Genomic DNA, 12,306 nt, shown 5'->3' with positions numbered 1-12,306 from the left:
GCGTGATCAATGCACGTCCTTCCAGTATTCGCGCTTGAGCAAGTAGGCGAACACGAAGAAGAAAGCCAGGTACAGCAACACATAAGTACCAATGCGCTGACTTTCCAGTTTGACCGGGTTGGCCGAATAGGCCAGGAAGGTCACCAGGTTCTTGACCTTCTCGTCGAACTGCTCGGTGGTCAGGGTACCGGATTTCGGCGTGATGGTCAGCTGGTCACAGGCTTCGTGGGTAAGCGGACTGCCCGTCAATGGGTCGAATTGCTTCTTGCCATCGACCTCCGTCTGCACTTGCTTGCAACCAATCACCTGGTTGCCTTGCAGGCCGACCAGCACGTTGGGCATGCCGACGTTCGGGAACACCTTGTTGTTCACCCCGTACGGCCGCGACTTGTCCTCGTAGAAGCTGCGCAGGTAGGTGTACAGCCAGTCGGTACCCCGTACGCGAGCCACCAGGGTCAGGTCAGGCGGCGCGGCACCGAACCAGGTCTTGGCATCGTTCGGCTTCATGCCGATGTTCATGTGGTCACCGATCTTGGCACCGGTGAACACCAGCTTTTCCAGCATCAACTCATGGGGGATACCCAGGTCGTCGGCCACACGCTCGTAACGCTGGAACTTGGCGCTGTGGCAGCCCATGCAATAGTTGGCGAAGGTCCGCGCGCCATCCTGCATGGCCGCCTTGTCAGTCAGGTCGATATCGACCTTGTCCAGCTCCAGGCCATGTTCGGCAGCGAAGGAAAAGGCAGGCATCACTGCCAGCAAAAATACTGCAATCAACTTTTTCATCAGCCAGTCACCCTTTCCGGAACCGGTTTGGTCTTCTCGAGCCTTGTGTAGAACGGCATCAGCAGGAAGTAGGCGAAGTACAGCACCGTGCACACCTGCGACAGCAAGGTACGCCCTGGTGTCGGTGCCAGCACGCCGAGCACGCCCAGGATCACGAAGGCCACACAGAACACCAGCAGGAAGACCTTGCTGATCCAGCCCTTGTAGCGCATCGAGCGCACGGGGCTACGGTCGAGCCAGGGCAGGACGAACAGCACGGCGATTGCGGCACCCATGGCGATGACACCGAACAACTTGTCGGGTACCGCGCGCAAGATCGCGTAGAACGGGGTGAAGTACCAGACCGGCGCAATATGCTCAGGCGTCTTGAACGCGTTCGCCTGCTCGAAGTTGGGTTTTTCCAGGAAGTAACCGCCCATTTCCGGGAAGAAGAACACCACGGCGCAGAACACGAAGAGGAACACCACCACGCCGACGATGTCTTTCACAGTGTAGTACGGGTGGAACGGAATGCCGTCCAGCGGAATGCCGTTCTCGTCCTTTTTCTTCTTGATGTCGACGCCATCGGGGTTGTTCGAACCCACTTCGTGCAGCGCGAGGATGTGCAGGACCACCAGGCCGAGAATCACGATCGGCAGGGCCACCACATGCAGGGCGAAGAAGCGGTTCAGGGTAATGCCCGAGATCAGGTAGTCACCGCGGATCCACTGGGTCAGGTCACCGCCGATCACCGGAATGGCACCGAACAGCGAGATGATCACCTGGGCACCCCAGTACGACATCTGGCCCCACGGCAGCAGATAGCCCATGAACGCCTCGGCCATCAACGCCAGGTAGATCAGCATGCCGAACAGCCAGACCAGCTCGCGAGGCTTCTGGTAGGAGCCGTAGAGCAGCCCGCGGAACATGTGCAGGTAGACCACGATGAAGAACGCCGAGGCACCTGTGGAGTGCAGGTAACGCAGGATCCAGCCGTACTCCACGTCACGCATGATGTACTCGACCGAGGCGAAGGCCTCTTCCGCCGAGGGCGTGAAGCTCATGGTCAGCCACACGCCGGTGACGATCTGGTTGACCAGCACCAGCAAGGCCAGGGAGCCGAAGAAATACAGGAAGTTGAAGTTCTTGGGCGCGTAATACTTGCTCAGGTGGTCTTCCCACATCTTGGTGGCGGGGAAGCGAGCGTCAATCCAGTCCATGAACTTGCTCATCATGCTTTCTCCTGGTCGACGCCGATGACGACGAGGTCATCCGACTCGTAAGAGTGCGGCGGCACTGGCAGGTTGAGAGGTGCTGGCTGCGACTTGTAGACCCGGCCAGCCAGGTCGTAATGGGAGCCATGGCACGGGCAGAAATAGCCGCCCACCCATTTGGGACCAAGGTCCGCGGGCGCGACCTCCGGACGGAATGTCGGCGAGCAACCGAGGTGGGTACACAGGCCAACGAGAATCAGGATTTCCGGCTTGATCGATCGCACCTGGGGATCGACATACGCCGGCTGTACCGAAGCCTTCGACTCCGGGTCGGACAATTCCCCGGTGATTTTCTTGAGGTTTCCGAGGATCTCTTCCGTTCGCCGTACGATGAACACCGGCTGACCGCGCCACTCGGCGACCATCTGCTGTCCAGGTTCGACCTTGGCAATATTGACCTTCACCGGTGCCCCGGCCGCTTTCGCCTTGGCACTGGGAAACCATGACCCCACGAACGGTACCGCAGCCCCCACTGCCCCCGCTGCCCCGACCACGGATGTCGCGGCTACGAGGAAGCGGCGCCGGCCTGCGTTGACGCCGTCATTGCTCATTCAGTCCTCTCCCATCAGCTTGCTTTGGCCTGTTGGATCAGGCCTGTACTTAGGTAATGTCTGTGGCACTAAAATTTGGTCGCCATGGTAAGAAACAAAACCACACACTGACAAGGTGATTACCCCCACTGCAGGCTGTAACCCTCGCTTTGCTTGATCTGCGTCTATGCGCCAAGTCGCCACGGACATGCTGACAGGTTAGTTCAAGACATAAAAAAAGCCCGGTTCCAAAGAACCGGGCTTTTTTCGACTGCCGAAGCGGTATTAACGCTTGGAGTACTGAGGACGCTTACGCGCTTTACGCAGACCCACTTTCTTACGCTCAACTTCACGAGCGTCGCGGGTGACGTAGCCAGCACGACGCAGAGCGCCACGCAGGGTTTCGTCGTATTCCATCAGAGCGCGGGTGATACCGTGACGGATCGCACCGGCTTGACCGCTGACACCACCACCGGAAACGGTGACGTAGATGTCGAACTTCTCAACGGTCTCGGTCAGCTCCAGCGGCTGACGAACAACCATGCGAGCGGTTTCGCGACCGAAGAACACGTCCAGAGAACGGTTGTTGATGGAGATGTTACCAGTACCCGGACGCAGGAAAACGCGAGCGGTTGCGGTCTTGCGACGGCCAGTGCCGTAATTTTGAGTCGCCGACATAATGAACTATCCCGTTAGATCTTCAGTTCTTGAGGCTGCTGAGCAGTGTGTGGGTGAGCAGCACCCGCGTACACTTTCAGCTTACGGTACATGTCGCGACCCAGCGGGTTCTTCGGCAGCATGCCTTTGACCGCGGTTTCGATAACACGCTCAGGGGCTTTGGCGATCAACTTCTCGAAGTTGATTTCCTTGATGCCACCTGGGAAGCCGGAGTGGGAGTAGTACATCTTGTCGGAAGACTTGGCGCCAGTCACACGGATCTGCTCGGCGTTGATGACGACGATGTAGTCGCCGGTGTCAACGTGAGGGGTGTATTCTGGTTTGTGTTTGCCACGCAGACGGCTAGCGATTTCGGTAGCCAGACGACCCAGGGTCTGACCAGCGGCGTCGACTACGAACCACTCGCGCTTTACTGTTTCCGGTTTAGCAGTAAAAGTTTTCATTCTCTAAAGCCTCAGAGGCCGCCCAGCGAAAAATAGACGGCGAATCTTACTGGATAGTGCACACCTTGCCAAGGGCAAGCGCGCAGCCGAACACAGACGCTATTGGGGGCTCGGGTCGGGCACGCCAATGTTCGACGGGGTTCTTCCTGCGTGGTGGTGCATCACTTCCTCCACACGGAGAGGGGCCGAATTATCCAGATTGCACGAAAAATTTCAACCTGCTTTTATGGGCTTCTTTGCCCAAGGAGTGCCTTCCCGATGGAATACCGCAAGCTCGGCCGTACCGACCTGGATGTCAGCGCCCTGTGCCTGGGCACCATGACCTGGGGCGAGCAGAACGACCAGGCCGAGGCCTTTGCCCAGATCGCAATGGCCAAGGCCAGCGGCATCAACTTCATCGACACCGCCGAAATGTACCCGGTACCGCCCCGCCCGGAGACCTATGCCGCCACCGAGCGCATCATTGGCAACTGGTTCCGCCAGCAGGGCGACCGCGACGACTGGATCCTCGCCAGCAAGGTCGCAGGTCCTGGCAACGGCATCAGCCATATCCGCGACGGCCAGCTCAAGCACAACCGCGCGCACATCGTCGCCGCACTGGACGAGAGCCTCAAGCGCCTGCACACCGACCGCATCGACCTGTACCAGTTGCACTGGCCGGAGCGCAGCACCAACTTCTTCGGCAAGCTGGGCTACCAGCACCTGGCCAACGACCTGTTCACGCCCCTGGAAGAGACCCTCGAAGTGCTCGACGAGCAGGTGCGTGCGGGCAAGATCCGCCACATCGGCCTGTCCAACGAAACGCCTTGGGGCACCATGAAGTTCCTGCAGCTGGCAGAAAGCCGCGGCTGGCCGCGGGCGGTATCGATCCAGAACCCGTACAACCTGCTCAACCGCAGCTTCGAGGTGGGTCTGGCGGAAGTGGCGATTCGCGAGCAGTGCGGCCTGCTGGCCTATTCGCCACTGGCGTTCGGCATGCTGTCGGGCAAGTACGAAAACGGCGCCCGCCCGGCGACCGCACGCCTGACCCTGTTCACCCGCTTTGCCCGTTATTCCAACCCGCAGACCGTGGCGGCCTGCAGCCGCTACGTGCAGCTCGCTCGCGACCATGGACTGGACCCGGCGCAAATGGCCCTGGCGTTCGTGACGCGGCAGCCGTTCGTGACCAGCAACATCATTGGCGCGACCGACCTGGTGCAACTGCAGAGCAACCTCAAGAGCCTGGAGCTGAACCTGAGCGACGAGCTGCTGGCGGCGATCGAGGCGGCTCATCAGGAACAGCCGAACCCGGCGCCCTGAAGTGAACTCTTCGCGGGGCAAGGCCGCTCCCACACGCTAGGAGCTTGCGCTATCCCTGTGGGAGCCGGCTTGCCGGCGATGGGGCCCGAACAGGCTCTCCGGCGCTTGCCTGCCCCGGCCTCATCGCCGGCAAGCCGGCTCCCACAGGTACGCCGCAACGTTCAAGGCTCGCGCCGAATGTTGCGGGGTAGACACAATCGCCAAAAAATAAGACGATCCAGCCGGTGATTGACCACTCTACCCTATAAGAACAATGACAATGATGTTTACCCAACCCCCGGCGTCGCTGCGGCGCGTCAGCATCCTGGCCATTGACAAGGTGTTTGCTTCAACCCTTATGCAGGCCAAGGATTTCTTCCACCTCGCCAGCCTGCGCTACAGCAAACAGCTGGGCCTGGGCCTGCAGCCCATGTTCGACATCAGCCTGGTGAGCCCGGACGGCCTGCCGGTGGATAGCTTCAGCAACGTGCAGTTACCGGTCGACGGCGGCCTCGACGATGCCGACGTGATCATTCTCCCGGCCTTCTGGGAAGACTTCGACACCCTGTTGCAACGCTACCCCCAGGTACTGCCATGGCTGCGCAAGCAACATGCGCAAGGCGCGGTGCTGTGCGCCGAGGCCAGCGGGGTATTCTGGCTGGCCGAAGCGGGACTGCTCGACGGCAAGGAGGCGACCACCTACTGGCGTTTCTTCGCCAGCTTCGCCGAGCGCTTCCCGAAGATCCGGCTGAACCAGGACAAGCACCTCACCGATGCCGACAACCTGTATTGCGCCGGCGGCACCACTTCGGCCTGCGACCTGTACATCTACCTGATCGAGCGTTTCTGTGGGGCCAACGTGGCCCGCGCCGTGTCCCGTGACATCCTCTACGAGGTTCAGCGCAACTACACTCCGGGGCGCATGGGCTTTGGCGGGCAGAAGCTGCACCAGGACCTGATCATCCTGCAGATTCAGCACTGGCTGGAAGAACACTTCGCCGACAAGTTCCGCTTCGAGGACGTGGCCCGCAACCATGGCATGAGCATCCGCAACTTCATGCGCCGCTTCCAGGGGGCCACGGGTGACAAGCCATTGCATTACCTGCAGCGGTTGCGTATCGAGACGGCCAAGGGGCTGCTGTCGAGCACGCGCAAGAGCATCAAGACCATCAGCTATGAAGTGGGCTATGACGATGCCAGCTTCTTTGCGCGGTTGTTCCGCCAACATACGGAGTTGTCGCCGAATCAGTATCGGCAGCAGTTCATGCAAGAGGCCTGAAGGGCTTGGGGCTGCTTTGCAGCCCATCGCCGGCAAGCCGGCTCCCACATGAACCGCGTCAGCTTTTAGAAGATGGCACGCCGCCGATCCTGTGGGAGCCGGCTTGCCGGCGATGGGCCGCAAAGCGGCCCCAATGGCTTACGGCTTGTGCGCGCGCGACAGGAACTCGTGGGACTGCATTTCCAGCAACCGGCTCAGGGTGCGCTGGAATTCGAAGGCCAGCCGCCCGCCGGTGTACAAGTCCTTCAGCTCTACCTCAGCCGAAATGATCAGCTTGACGTTGCGGTCGTAGAACTCGTCCACCATGTTGATGAAGCGGCGGGCGATGTCGTCGGTAGTGACGCTCATCTGCTCGACGTTGCTCAGCAGCACGGCGTGGAAGATCTTGCCCAGCTCGATGTAGTCGTTCTGGCTGCGCGGCCCGTCGCACAGGGCGCGGAAGTCGAACCAGGCAACGTCGTCACAGGTACGCAGGGCGTGGATCGGGCGGTTCTCGATCATCAGCACGTCGTTGTCGACCGCCTGCGTGCACTCCGGAGTCAGCGCCTTGAAGCTCGCGCGCATGCTCTGCTCGGCCGCTTCATTGAGCGGGAAGTGGAACAGCTCGGCCTGTTCCAGGTGGCGCAGACGGTAGTCGACGCCGCTGTCGACGTTCACCACGTCGGTGAACTGCTTGATCATGGCGATGGCCGGCAGGAAGCGCGCACGCTGCAGGCCGTCCTTGTACAGGCCGTCCGGGACGATGTTGGAGGTCGCCACCAGCGAAACGCCGTTCTTGAACAGCTCTTCCATCAGGGTGCCGAGGATCATGGCATCGGTGATGTCGGAAACGAAGAACTCGTCGAAGCAGATGACCTTGGCCTCTTCGCTGAAGCGCTTGGCGATGATGGTCAGCGGGTTCTTCTCGCCCTTGAGGGTCTTCATCTCCTCATGGACGCGCTTCATGAAGCGGTGGAAGTGCGTGCGCATCTTCTGCTTGAACGGCAGCGCCTCGAAGAACGTATCGACCAGGTAGGTCTTGCCGCGGCCCACCCCACCCCAGAAGTACAGGCCCTTGACCGGCGTCAGCTCCTTCTTGCCGAACAGCTTGCCGAACACGCCCGGCTTGTTGTTCTGCGCAGCGACCAGGTCGTCGTACAGACGCTGCAGGTGACGCACTGCAGTTTCCTGCGCCGCATCATGGAAGAAGTCGGGACGTTTCAGATCTGCTTGGTATCGTTCTAGGGGCGTCATGATTTCGTTAGCGAGGCAACAAAAAACGGGCCGTCACTGTAGCGACAGGCCCGCTTAATGGCAATGCGACTTGCGTCAATATGCCTCATTGAAGGCAGTAATCCGCTGCATGGCATCGGCCTCAAGGGTGTTCGCGGGGCAAGCCCGCTCCCACACTCAGTCTTGTTGCGGTTGAAGCGCCTCACGCAGGCTCGCGATCGCTGCATCACGGGCGTCGGCGCCCTCGAACTGCGGCCCTTCGGCAACCTGCTCGCCGTCCAGCCACAGGCTGAAGCCCAAGCCTTCGACGCGCACATCGGCGTCACCACCTTGCTGCAGCTGCTTGCTCACGGCGCCGGCGCTCTTGCCGTCGGCGAAGCTGCGCGACAGCAGCAGTTGCTCGCCGTCGGCGGCCAGCAGGCGGAAGCGGAAGCTGCCGTCCTCGTCACGGAAGCTGACGAAGCGCGCGCTCTTGGCGGCTTTCTTCTTCACTTCGGTGCCGGCCTGCACGTTGCTGCGGAACGAACGCAGGCCAACGGCCTCGCGCAGCTGCTCGAGGAACGGCGTAGCGATCTTGCGGGCCTTGGCGGCGCCGACCAGCAGAATGTCTTCCAGGTCTGCCGGGCGCGAAATCAGCTGGTGATAGTGCTCGCGCTTCTCGGCCAGCTGGCCATCGAGCAACTGGAACAGGCGCTGCTTGGCTTCACCCCAACCCAGACCTTGCAGCAGTTCGTCACGGAACTCGGCGCACTGGGCTGGCGTGGAAAACGCCTGGAACAGGGTGAACAGGTGTGCGTTGTCCGGGTCCTTGGCTTCGCCGGGGGCGCGCGAGTCGGTAACGATGCGCGAAATGGCGTCCTTCATGTCCTTGGCGCTGGTGAACAGCGGGATGGTGTTGTCGTAGCTCTTGGACATCTTGCGACCGTCCAGGCCCGGCAAGGTCGCCACGCTCTCCTCGATCACCGCTTCCGGCAGGGCGAAGAAGTCCTTGCCCTGGCCGAACAGGTGGTTGAAGCGCTGACCGATGTCGCGCGCCATTTCCACGTGCTGAATCTGGTCACGGCCAACCGGCACCTTGTTGGCGTTGAACATCAGGATGTCTGCAGCCATCAGCACCGGGTAGCTGAACAGGCCCATGGTCACGCCGGCATCCGGGTCTTCGCCGTTCTCGACGTTCTTGTCCACCGAGGCCTTGTAGGCGTGGGCGCGGTTGAGCAGGCCCTTGGCGGCCACGCAGGTCAGCAGCCAGGTCAGCTCGGGGATCTCGGGGATATCGGACTGGCGGTAGAAGGTCACCTTCGCAGGGTCCAGGCCACCGGCCAGCCAGGTGGCCGCGATTTCCAGGCGCGAGCGCTGGATGCGCAGCGGGTCATCGCACTTGATCAGGGCGTGGTAGTCGGCCAGGAAGTAGAACGAGTCGACACCGGGTTGCTGGCTGGCGACGATCGCCGGGCGGATGGCGCCCGCGTAGTTGCCCAGGTGTGGCGTGCCGGTGGTGGTGATACCAGTGAGAATGCGCGTGGTCATGGGTGTTCGCTTATTCAGGCTTGGCTCAATTCGAAAGGCGCGGCAGCAGCAGATCTTTCAGATCGGTCAGCTTGCCATGGAAGAAGTGTCCGCATTCTGCCACTTTCAGCAGCTCATGGGGACGCGACAGGGTGTCGGACCATTCGTAAACCAGCTGCGGCGCCACGACTTCGTCGGCGTCAGGCTGGACCACGGTGATCGGGCAGTGCTGCGGCAGCGGGAATTCGGCGGTCAGGCGCATCACCGCCGGGGCGATCATGAACAGATGCTGCAGCGACGCACCGGCACCTTCCAAACGCCCGGCCAGGCTGGTGGCGACGAAACCACCGAACGAGAACCCCATCAGCACCAGCGGCAACTGCGGGTGTTGCTCGCGCAGCCAGGCGGCAGCGGCTTCGGCATCGGCCACTTCGCCAGCGCCCATGTCATGGCTGCCGGCACTCTGGCCGACACCGCGGTAGTTGAAACGCAAGGTCACATAACCGGCATCACGCGCGGTGCGCTGCAGGGTCGAGACCACCTTGTTGAGCATGGTGCCGCCCTGGACCGGGTTCGGGTGGCAGATCAGCACCGCACCGCGGGCGTCGGCCACGTCCAGGTACAAGGCTTCCAGCTGGCCTTGGGGGCCATCGATGAACAAGGGGGTTTCGCGGACAAGCAAGGCACTACTCCGTGACCTCGAAGGGGGTCGATTCGTCTAGGTGTGGAATTCTGTTCTGATTTGCGATCGCTCGCGGTATACAGCGCAGGTCTGAGCCGTTAACGTAAAGCAAAGCCGTTTATAGAGGAAGGACTCGTGGAACTCTCGCTCCTTGTTTGGTTGTTGCCAACCCTGGCCCTGGTCATTGGCGTCGCCATCGGCTTCGTCGTGGCGCGCCTGCTGCCCAACGCCGCGCCCAGCAGCACCCAGCGTCAACTGGATGACATTCAGAAGCGCTTCGATAGCTACCAGAACGAAGTGGTCACCCATTTCAACAGCACCGCCGTGCTGGTCAAGAAACTGACCCAGAGCTATCAGGATGTGCAGGATCACCTGGCCGAAGGCGCCAACAGCCTGGCCCTGGATGAAGTGACCCGTCAGCGCCTGCTGGCGGCCCTGCACTCCGAATCGGCCCAGGGCCCACGTGACCGCCTGACGCCGCCACGCGACACCGCCGAAGTGCCGCGCGACTATGCGCCGAAAACACCGAACTCGCCGGGCATGCTCGATGAGAGCTACGGGCTCAAGCGTTGATTCGCTGAAATGAACAAGGCCTCGAAAGAGGCCTTTTTCTTGTGTGGATTTCACCGCCCTCATCGCCGGCAAGCCGGCTCCCACAGGTTTTTGCAGCGACGCGGACACTGTGGGAGCCGGCTTGCCGGCGATAGGGCCTGCGCAGACAAATCAGCTACAAGCCTTCAACGCCTGCTCGACATCCGCCAGCAGATCCTCCACGTCCTCCAAGCCTACCGACAACCGCACCAACCCCTCCGATATCCCATGGTGCGCGCGCTCTTCAGGGGTATAGCTCGAATGGGTCATGCTCGCCGGATGCTGCGCCAGCGATTCGGCATCCCCCAGGCTCACCGCCCGGGCGAAGAGCTGCAGCGCATTCATGAATCGCCGACCGGCCTCGATGCCGCCTTTGAGTTCAAACGCGATCATCCCGCCCGGCAAACGCATCTGCCGTTGGGCCAACGCATACTGGCCGAACGTCGGCAGCCCCGGATAGTGAATCAACTCGACCTGCGGCTGGCGCGCCAGGTACTCCGCTACTTGCTGGGCATTGGCACAATGGCGATCCATGCGCAGAGCCAGGGTCTTGATACCCCGCATCAACAGCGAGGCATCGTGCGGCGACAACACGGCGCCGGTCAGGTCCTTGAGGCCTTCCAGTCGGATACGGTCAATTAGCGCCCGTCGCCCGATCACCAACCCCGCAGTGATATCACCGTGGCCGCTGAGGTACTTGGTGGCCGAATGCACCACCAGATCGGCGCCCTGCTCCAGCGGCCGTTGCAGGTAGGGTGTGCAGTAGGTGTTATCCACCACGATGTGAATGTCATGCCCACGCGCCGCTTCGGCTACCGCTGCGATGTCGACCAGCTGCATGTTGGGGTTTGCCGGGGTTTCGAAGTAGATCATCCGGGTCTTGCGGGTGATTGCCGCCTTGAGCGCTTTGCTGTCGTTCAGGTCGACATGGCGGATTTTCACGCCGAATTCGCCGATACCATGGTGCAGGAAGGCGAAGGTGCAGCCATACAGTGTGGTGCCGACGATCAACTCATCACCGGGCCGTAGCAAGGTCCACAAGGTCGAGGTGATGGCGCCCATGCCCGACGCCAGGGCCAACCCGGCCTCACCGCCTTCAAGGGACGCCATGCGCTGCTCCAGCAGCGCCAGGGTCGGGTTGGAGATACGGCTGTAGAAATGCCCACCCTCCTCCCCGGCAAAGCACGCTGCGCCATATTCAACCGTCGGAAAAGCATAGGTTGCGGTCTGGTAAACCGGCGGAACCAGCGCACCACCGTGGGACAGCGGGTCGTAGCCATAGTGGATGGCTCGGGTGGAAAAACCGGTGTTGTTATGGGAGTCGCGCATGGCAACAGCCTCTGATGGTTTGTTCTAAGCTTATGCCTCCGTGCTGCCTGATTTTTTCCAAATTTGCCCACGCATTCGAGGGTGTATTGGAACAAAAACAATAAAAAGCCCACCAGGAGGGCAAACCATGCCTACCAGTCTCGACCGCACCGACCGTGCCCTGCTCGCCGCCCTGCAGGACAACGCCCGCCTGACTGTTTCAGAACTCGCCGACCAGGTTGCGCTGACGACCTCGCCTTGCTGGCGACGGGTCAAGTTGCTTGAAGACAATGGCTACATCACCGGTTATCAGGCGATTCTTTCGCCCAAATCGCTGGGGTTTGGAGTGACTGCGTTTGTCAGCATCATGATGGATTCGCATACCAAGGACATGGCATTGGCGTTTGAGCGGCGACTGATGGAAATCCCCGAGATCGTGGCCTGCCACAATATTTCAGGACGTTATGACTTCTTATTGGAAATTCTGGCAAGAGATCTTGAATCGTTCGGGGAGTTTACCCGTGAGGTGCTGCAGCGGTTACCGGGAGTTAAGGAAATCTACTCAAGTTTTTCCTACAAGGCAGTTAAGGAAAAACGAATAATCCCAGTAACAGAAACGCATATCTAAACAGCAAGACAATCCCCATTTATCACCCAACGACGAAACCAACGACCTGAAATCGGAGAGCGAAAAACTCAAAGCGGACTGGGCGTTACAGCTCGGCTCGGCTCGGCTCGGCTCGGCTCGGCTCGGCTCGGC

13 protein-coding genes are annotated in these 12,306 nt (G+C 60.8%); 4 read left to right on the top strand and 9 right to left on the bottom strand.

Annotated elements, in window-relative coordinates; translation table 11 throughout:
• Nucleotides 1–6: 6 nt before the first annotated feature.
• The 5 genes from ACIPZB_RS13160 to rplM all read right to left on the bottom strand — a co-directional run bounded on the left by ACIPZB_RS13160 (nucleotide 7) and on the right by rplM (nucleotide 3,690).
• Entirely contained in the window at nucleotides 7–786 is a 780-nt protein-coding gene (locus ACIPZB_RS13160; RefSeq protein ID WP_008097547.1) for a cytochrome c1, read from the bottom strand.
• Entirely contained in the window at nucleotides 786–1,997 is a 1,212-nt protein-coding gene (locus ACIPZB_RS13155) for a cytochrome bc complex cytochrome b subunit (protein WP_043273975.1), read from the bottom strand. Before ACIPZB_RS13155 ends, ACIPZB_RS13160 begins: the two co-directional genes overlap by 1 nt.
• Complete coding sequence (gene petA / locus ACIPZB_RS13150) at nucleotides 1,997–2,590, bottom strand: ubiquinol-cytochrome c reductase iron-sulfur subunit (protein ID WP_008097542.1); 594 nt, start codon at nucleotides 2,588–2,590, stop codon at nucleotides 1,997–1,999. The genes ACIPZB_RS13155 and petA overlap by 1 nt, the downstream gene beginning before the upstream one ends.
• Nucleotides 2,591–2,854: 264 nt before the next feature.
• Entirely contained in the window at nucleotides 2,855–3,247 is a 393-nt protein-coding gene (gene rpsI, locus ACIPZB_RS13145; protein ID WP_003260797.1) for a 30S ribosomal protein S9, read from the bottom strand.
• A gap of 14 nt (nucleotides 3,248–3,261) precedes the next feature.
• Entirely contained in the window at nucleotides 3,262–3,690 is a 429-nt protein-coding gene (rplM, locus tag ACIPZB_RS13140; protein WP_008097538.1) for a 50S ribosomal protein L13, read from the bottom strand.
• Nucleotides 3,691–3,948: 258 nt separating this feature from the next.
• On the opposite strand from rplM, the gene ACIPZB_RS13135 reads away from it, so the two are divergent.
• Together ACIPZB_RS13135 and ACIPZB_RS13130 are read left to right on the top strand one after the other, a co-directional pair.
• On the top strand, nucleotides 3,949–4,989 hold the full coding sequence (locus ACIPZB_RS13135) for an NADP(H)-dependent aldo-keto reductase (RefSeq protein ID WP_400640546.1): 1,041 nt from the start codon (nucleotides 3,949–3,951) through the stop codon (nucleotides 4,987–4,989).
• A gap of 337 nt (nucleotides 4,990–5,326) precedes the next feature.
• Nucleotides 5,327–6,247 (top strand): GlxA family transcriptional regulator, encoded by a 921-nt coding sequence (locus tag ACIPZB_RS13130; protein ID WP_400640934.1) that lies wholly within the window; start codon nucleotides 5,327–5,329, stop codon nucleotides 6,245–6,247.
• 138 nt (nucleotides 6,248–6,385) lie between these two features.
• On the opposite strand, the gene zapE is transcribed toward ACIPZB_RS13130, so the two are convergent.
• From zapE to ACIPZB_RS13115, 3 genes are all read right to left on the bottom strand, one after another.
• Nucleotides 6,386–7,480, bottom strand: coding sequence for a cell division protein ZapE (zapE, locus tag ACIPZB_RS13125; protein WP_043273393.1), 1,095 nt, complete (start codon nucleotides 7,478–7,480; stop codon nucleotides 6,386–6,388).
• A gap of 156 nt (nucleotides 7,481–7,636) precedes the next feature.
• Nucleotides 7,637–8,986, bottom strand: coding sequence for a tryptophan--tRNA ligase (locus ACIPZB_RS13120; RefSeq protein WP_400640543.1), 1,350 nt, complete (start codon nucleotides 8,984–8,986; stop codon nucleotides 7,637–7,639).
• A 25-nt stretch (nucleotides 8,987–9,011) separates the two neighbouring features.
• Nucleotides 9,012–9,647 (bottom strand): alpha/beta hydrolase, encoded by a 636-nt coding sequence (locus ACIPZB_RS13115; RefSeq protein WP_400640541.1) that lies wholly within the window; start codon nucleotides 9,645–9,647, stop codon nucleotides 9,012–9,014.
• Between the two features lie 135 nt (nucleotides 9,648–9,782).
• Here ACIPZB_RS13115 and ACIPZB_RS13110 point away from each other — a divergent pair, with 135 nt between their 5' ends.
• On the top strand, nucleotides 9,783–10,220 hold the full coding sequence (locus ACIPZB_RS13110) for a YhcB family protein (protein ID WP_008093630.1): 438 nt from the start codon (nucleotides 9,783–9,785) through the stop codon (nucleotides 10,218–10,220).
• Between the two features lie 150 nt (nucleotides 10,221–10,370).
• Here the strand turns inward: ACIPZB_RS13110 and ACIPZB_RS13105 are convergent, their stop codons facing one another.
• Complete coding sequence (locus tag ACIPZB_RS13105; RefSeq protein WP_400640539.1) at nucleotides 10,371–11,567, bottom strand: methionine gamma-lyase; 1,197 nt, start codon at nucleotides 11,565–11,567, stop codon at nucleotides 10,371–10,373.
• 127 nt (nucleotides 11,568–11,694) lie between these two features.
• On the opposite strand from ACIPZB_RS13105, the gene ACIPZB_RS13100 reads away from it, so the two are divergent.
• Nucleotides 11,695–12,174, top strand: coding sequence for an Lrp/AsnC family transcriptional regulator (locus tag ACIPZB_RS13100; protein WP_400640537.1), 480 nt, complete (start codon nucleotides 11,695–11,697; stop codon nucleotides 12,172–12,174).
• Nucleotides 12,175–12,306 lie beyond the last annotated feature (132 nt).

It is taken from the genome of Pseudomonas sp. NPDC089396 (assembly GCF_044749545.1).
Classification (GTDB): domain Bacteria; phylum Pseudomonadota; class Gammaproteobacteria; order Pseudomonadales; family Pseudomonadaceae; genus Aquipseudomonas.
This window is presented reverse-complemented; position numbering and strand designations above follow the sequence as displayed.

Coding starts and splice junctions, on each gene's coding strand:
- ACIPZB_RS13160 (WP_008097547.1), bottom strand. CDS start 786: ATGAAAAAGTTGATTGCAGTATTTTTGCTGGCAGTGATGCCTGCCTTT.
- ACIPZB_RS13155 (WP_043273975.1), bottom strand. CDS start 1,997: ATGAGCAAGTTCATGGACTGGATTGACGCTCGCTTCCCCGCCACCAAG.
- petA (WP_008097542.1), bottom strand. CDS start 2,590: ATGAGCAATGACGGCGTCAACGCAGGCCGGCGCCGCTTCCTCGTAGCC.
- rpsI (WP_003260797.1), bottom strand. CDS start 3,247: ATGTCGGCGACTCAAAATTACGGCACTGGCCGTCGCAAGACCGCAACC.
- rplM (WP_008097538.1), bottom strand. CDS start 3,690: ATGAAAACTTTTACTGCTAAACCGGAAACAGTAAAGCGCGAGTGGTTC.
- ACIPZB_RS13135 (WP_400640546.1), top strand. CDS start 3,949: ATGGAATACCGCAAGCTCGGCCGTACCGACCTGGATGTCAGCGCCCTG.
- ACIPZB_RS13130 (WP_400640934.1), top strand. CDS start 5,327: ATGCAGGCCAAGGATTTCTTCCACCTCGCCAGCCTGCGCTACAGCAAA.
- zapE (WP_043273393.1), bottom strand. CDS start 7,480: ATGACGCCCCTAGAACGATACCAAGCAGATCTGAAACGTCCCGACTTC.
- ACIPZB_RS13120 (WP_400640543.1), bottom strand. CDS start 8,986: ATGACCACGCGCATTCTCACTGGTATCACCACCACCGGCACGCCACAC.
- ACIPZB_RS13105 (WP_400640539.1), bottom strand. CDS start 11,567: ATGCGCGACTCCCATAACAACACCGGTTTTTCCACCCGAGCCATCCAC.
- ACIPZB_RS13100 (WP_400640537.1), top strand. CDS start 11,695: ATGCCTACCAGTCTCGACCGCACCGACCGTGCCCTGCTCGCCGCCCTG.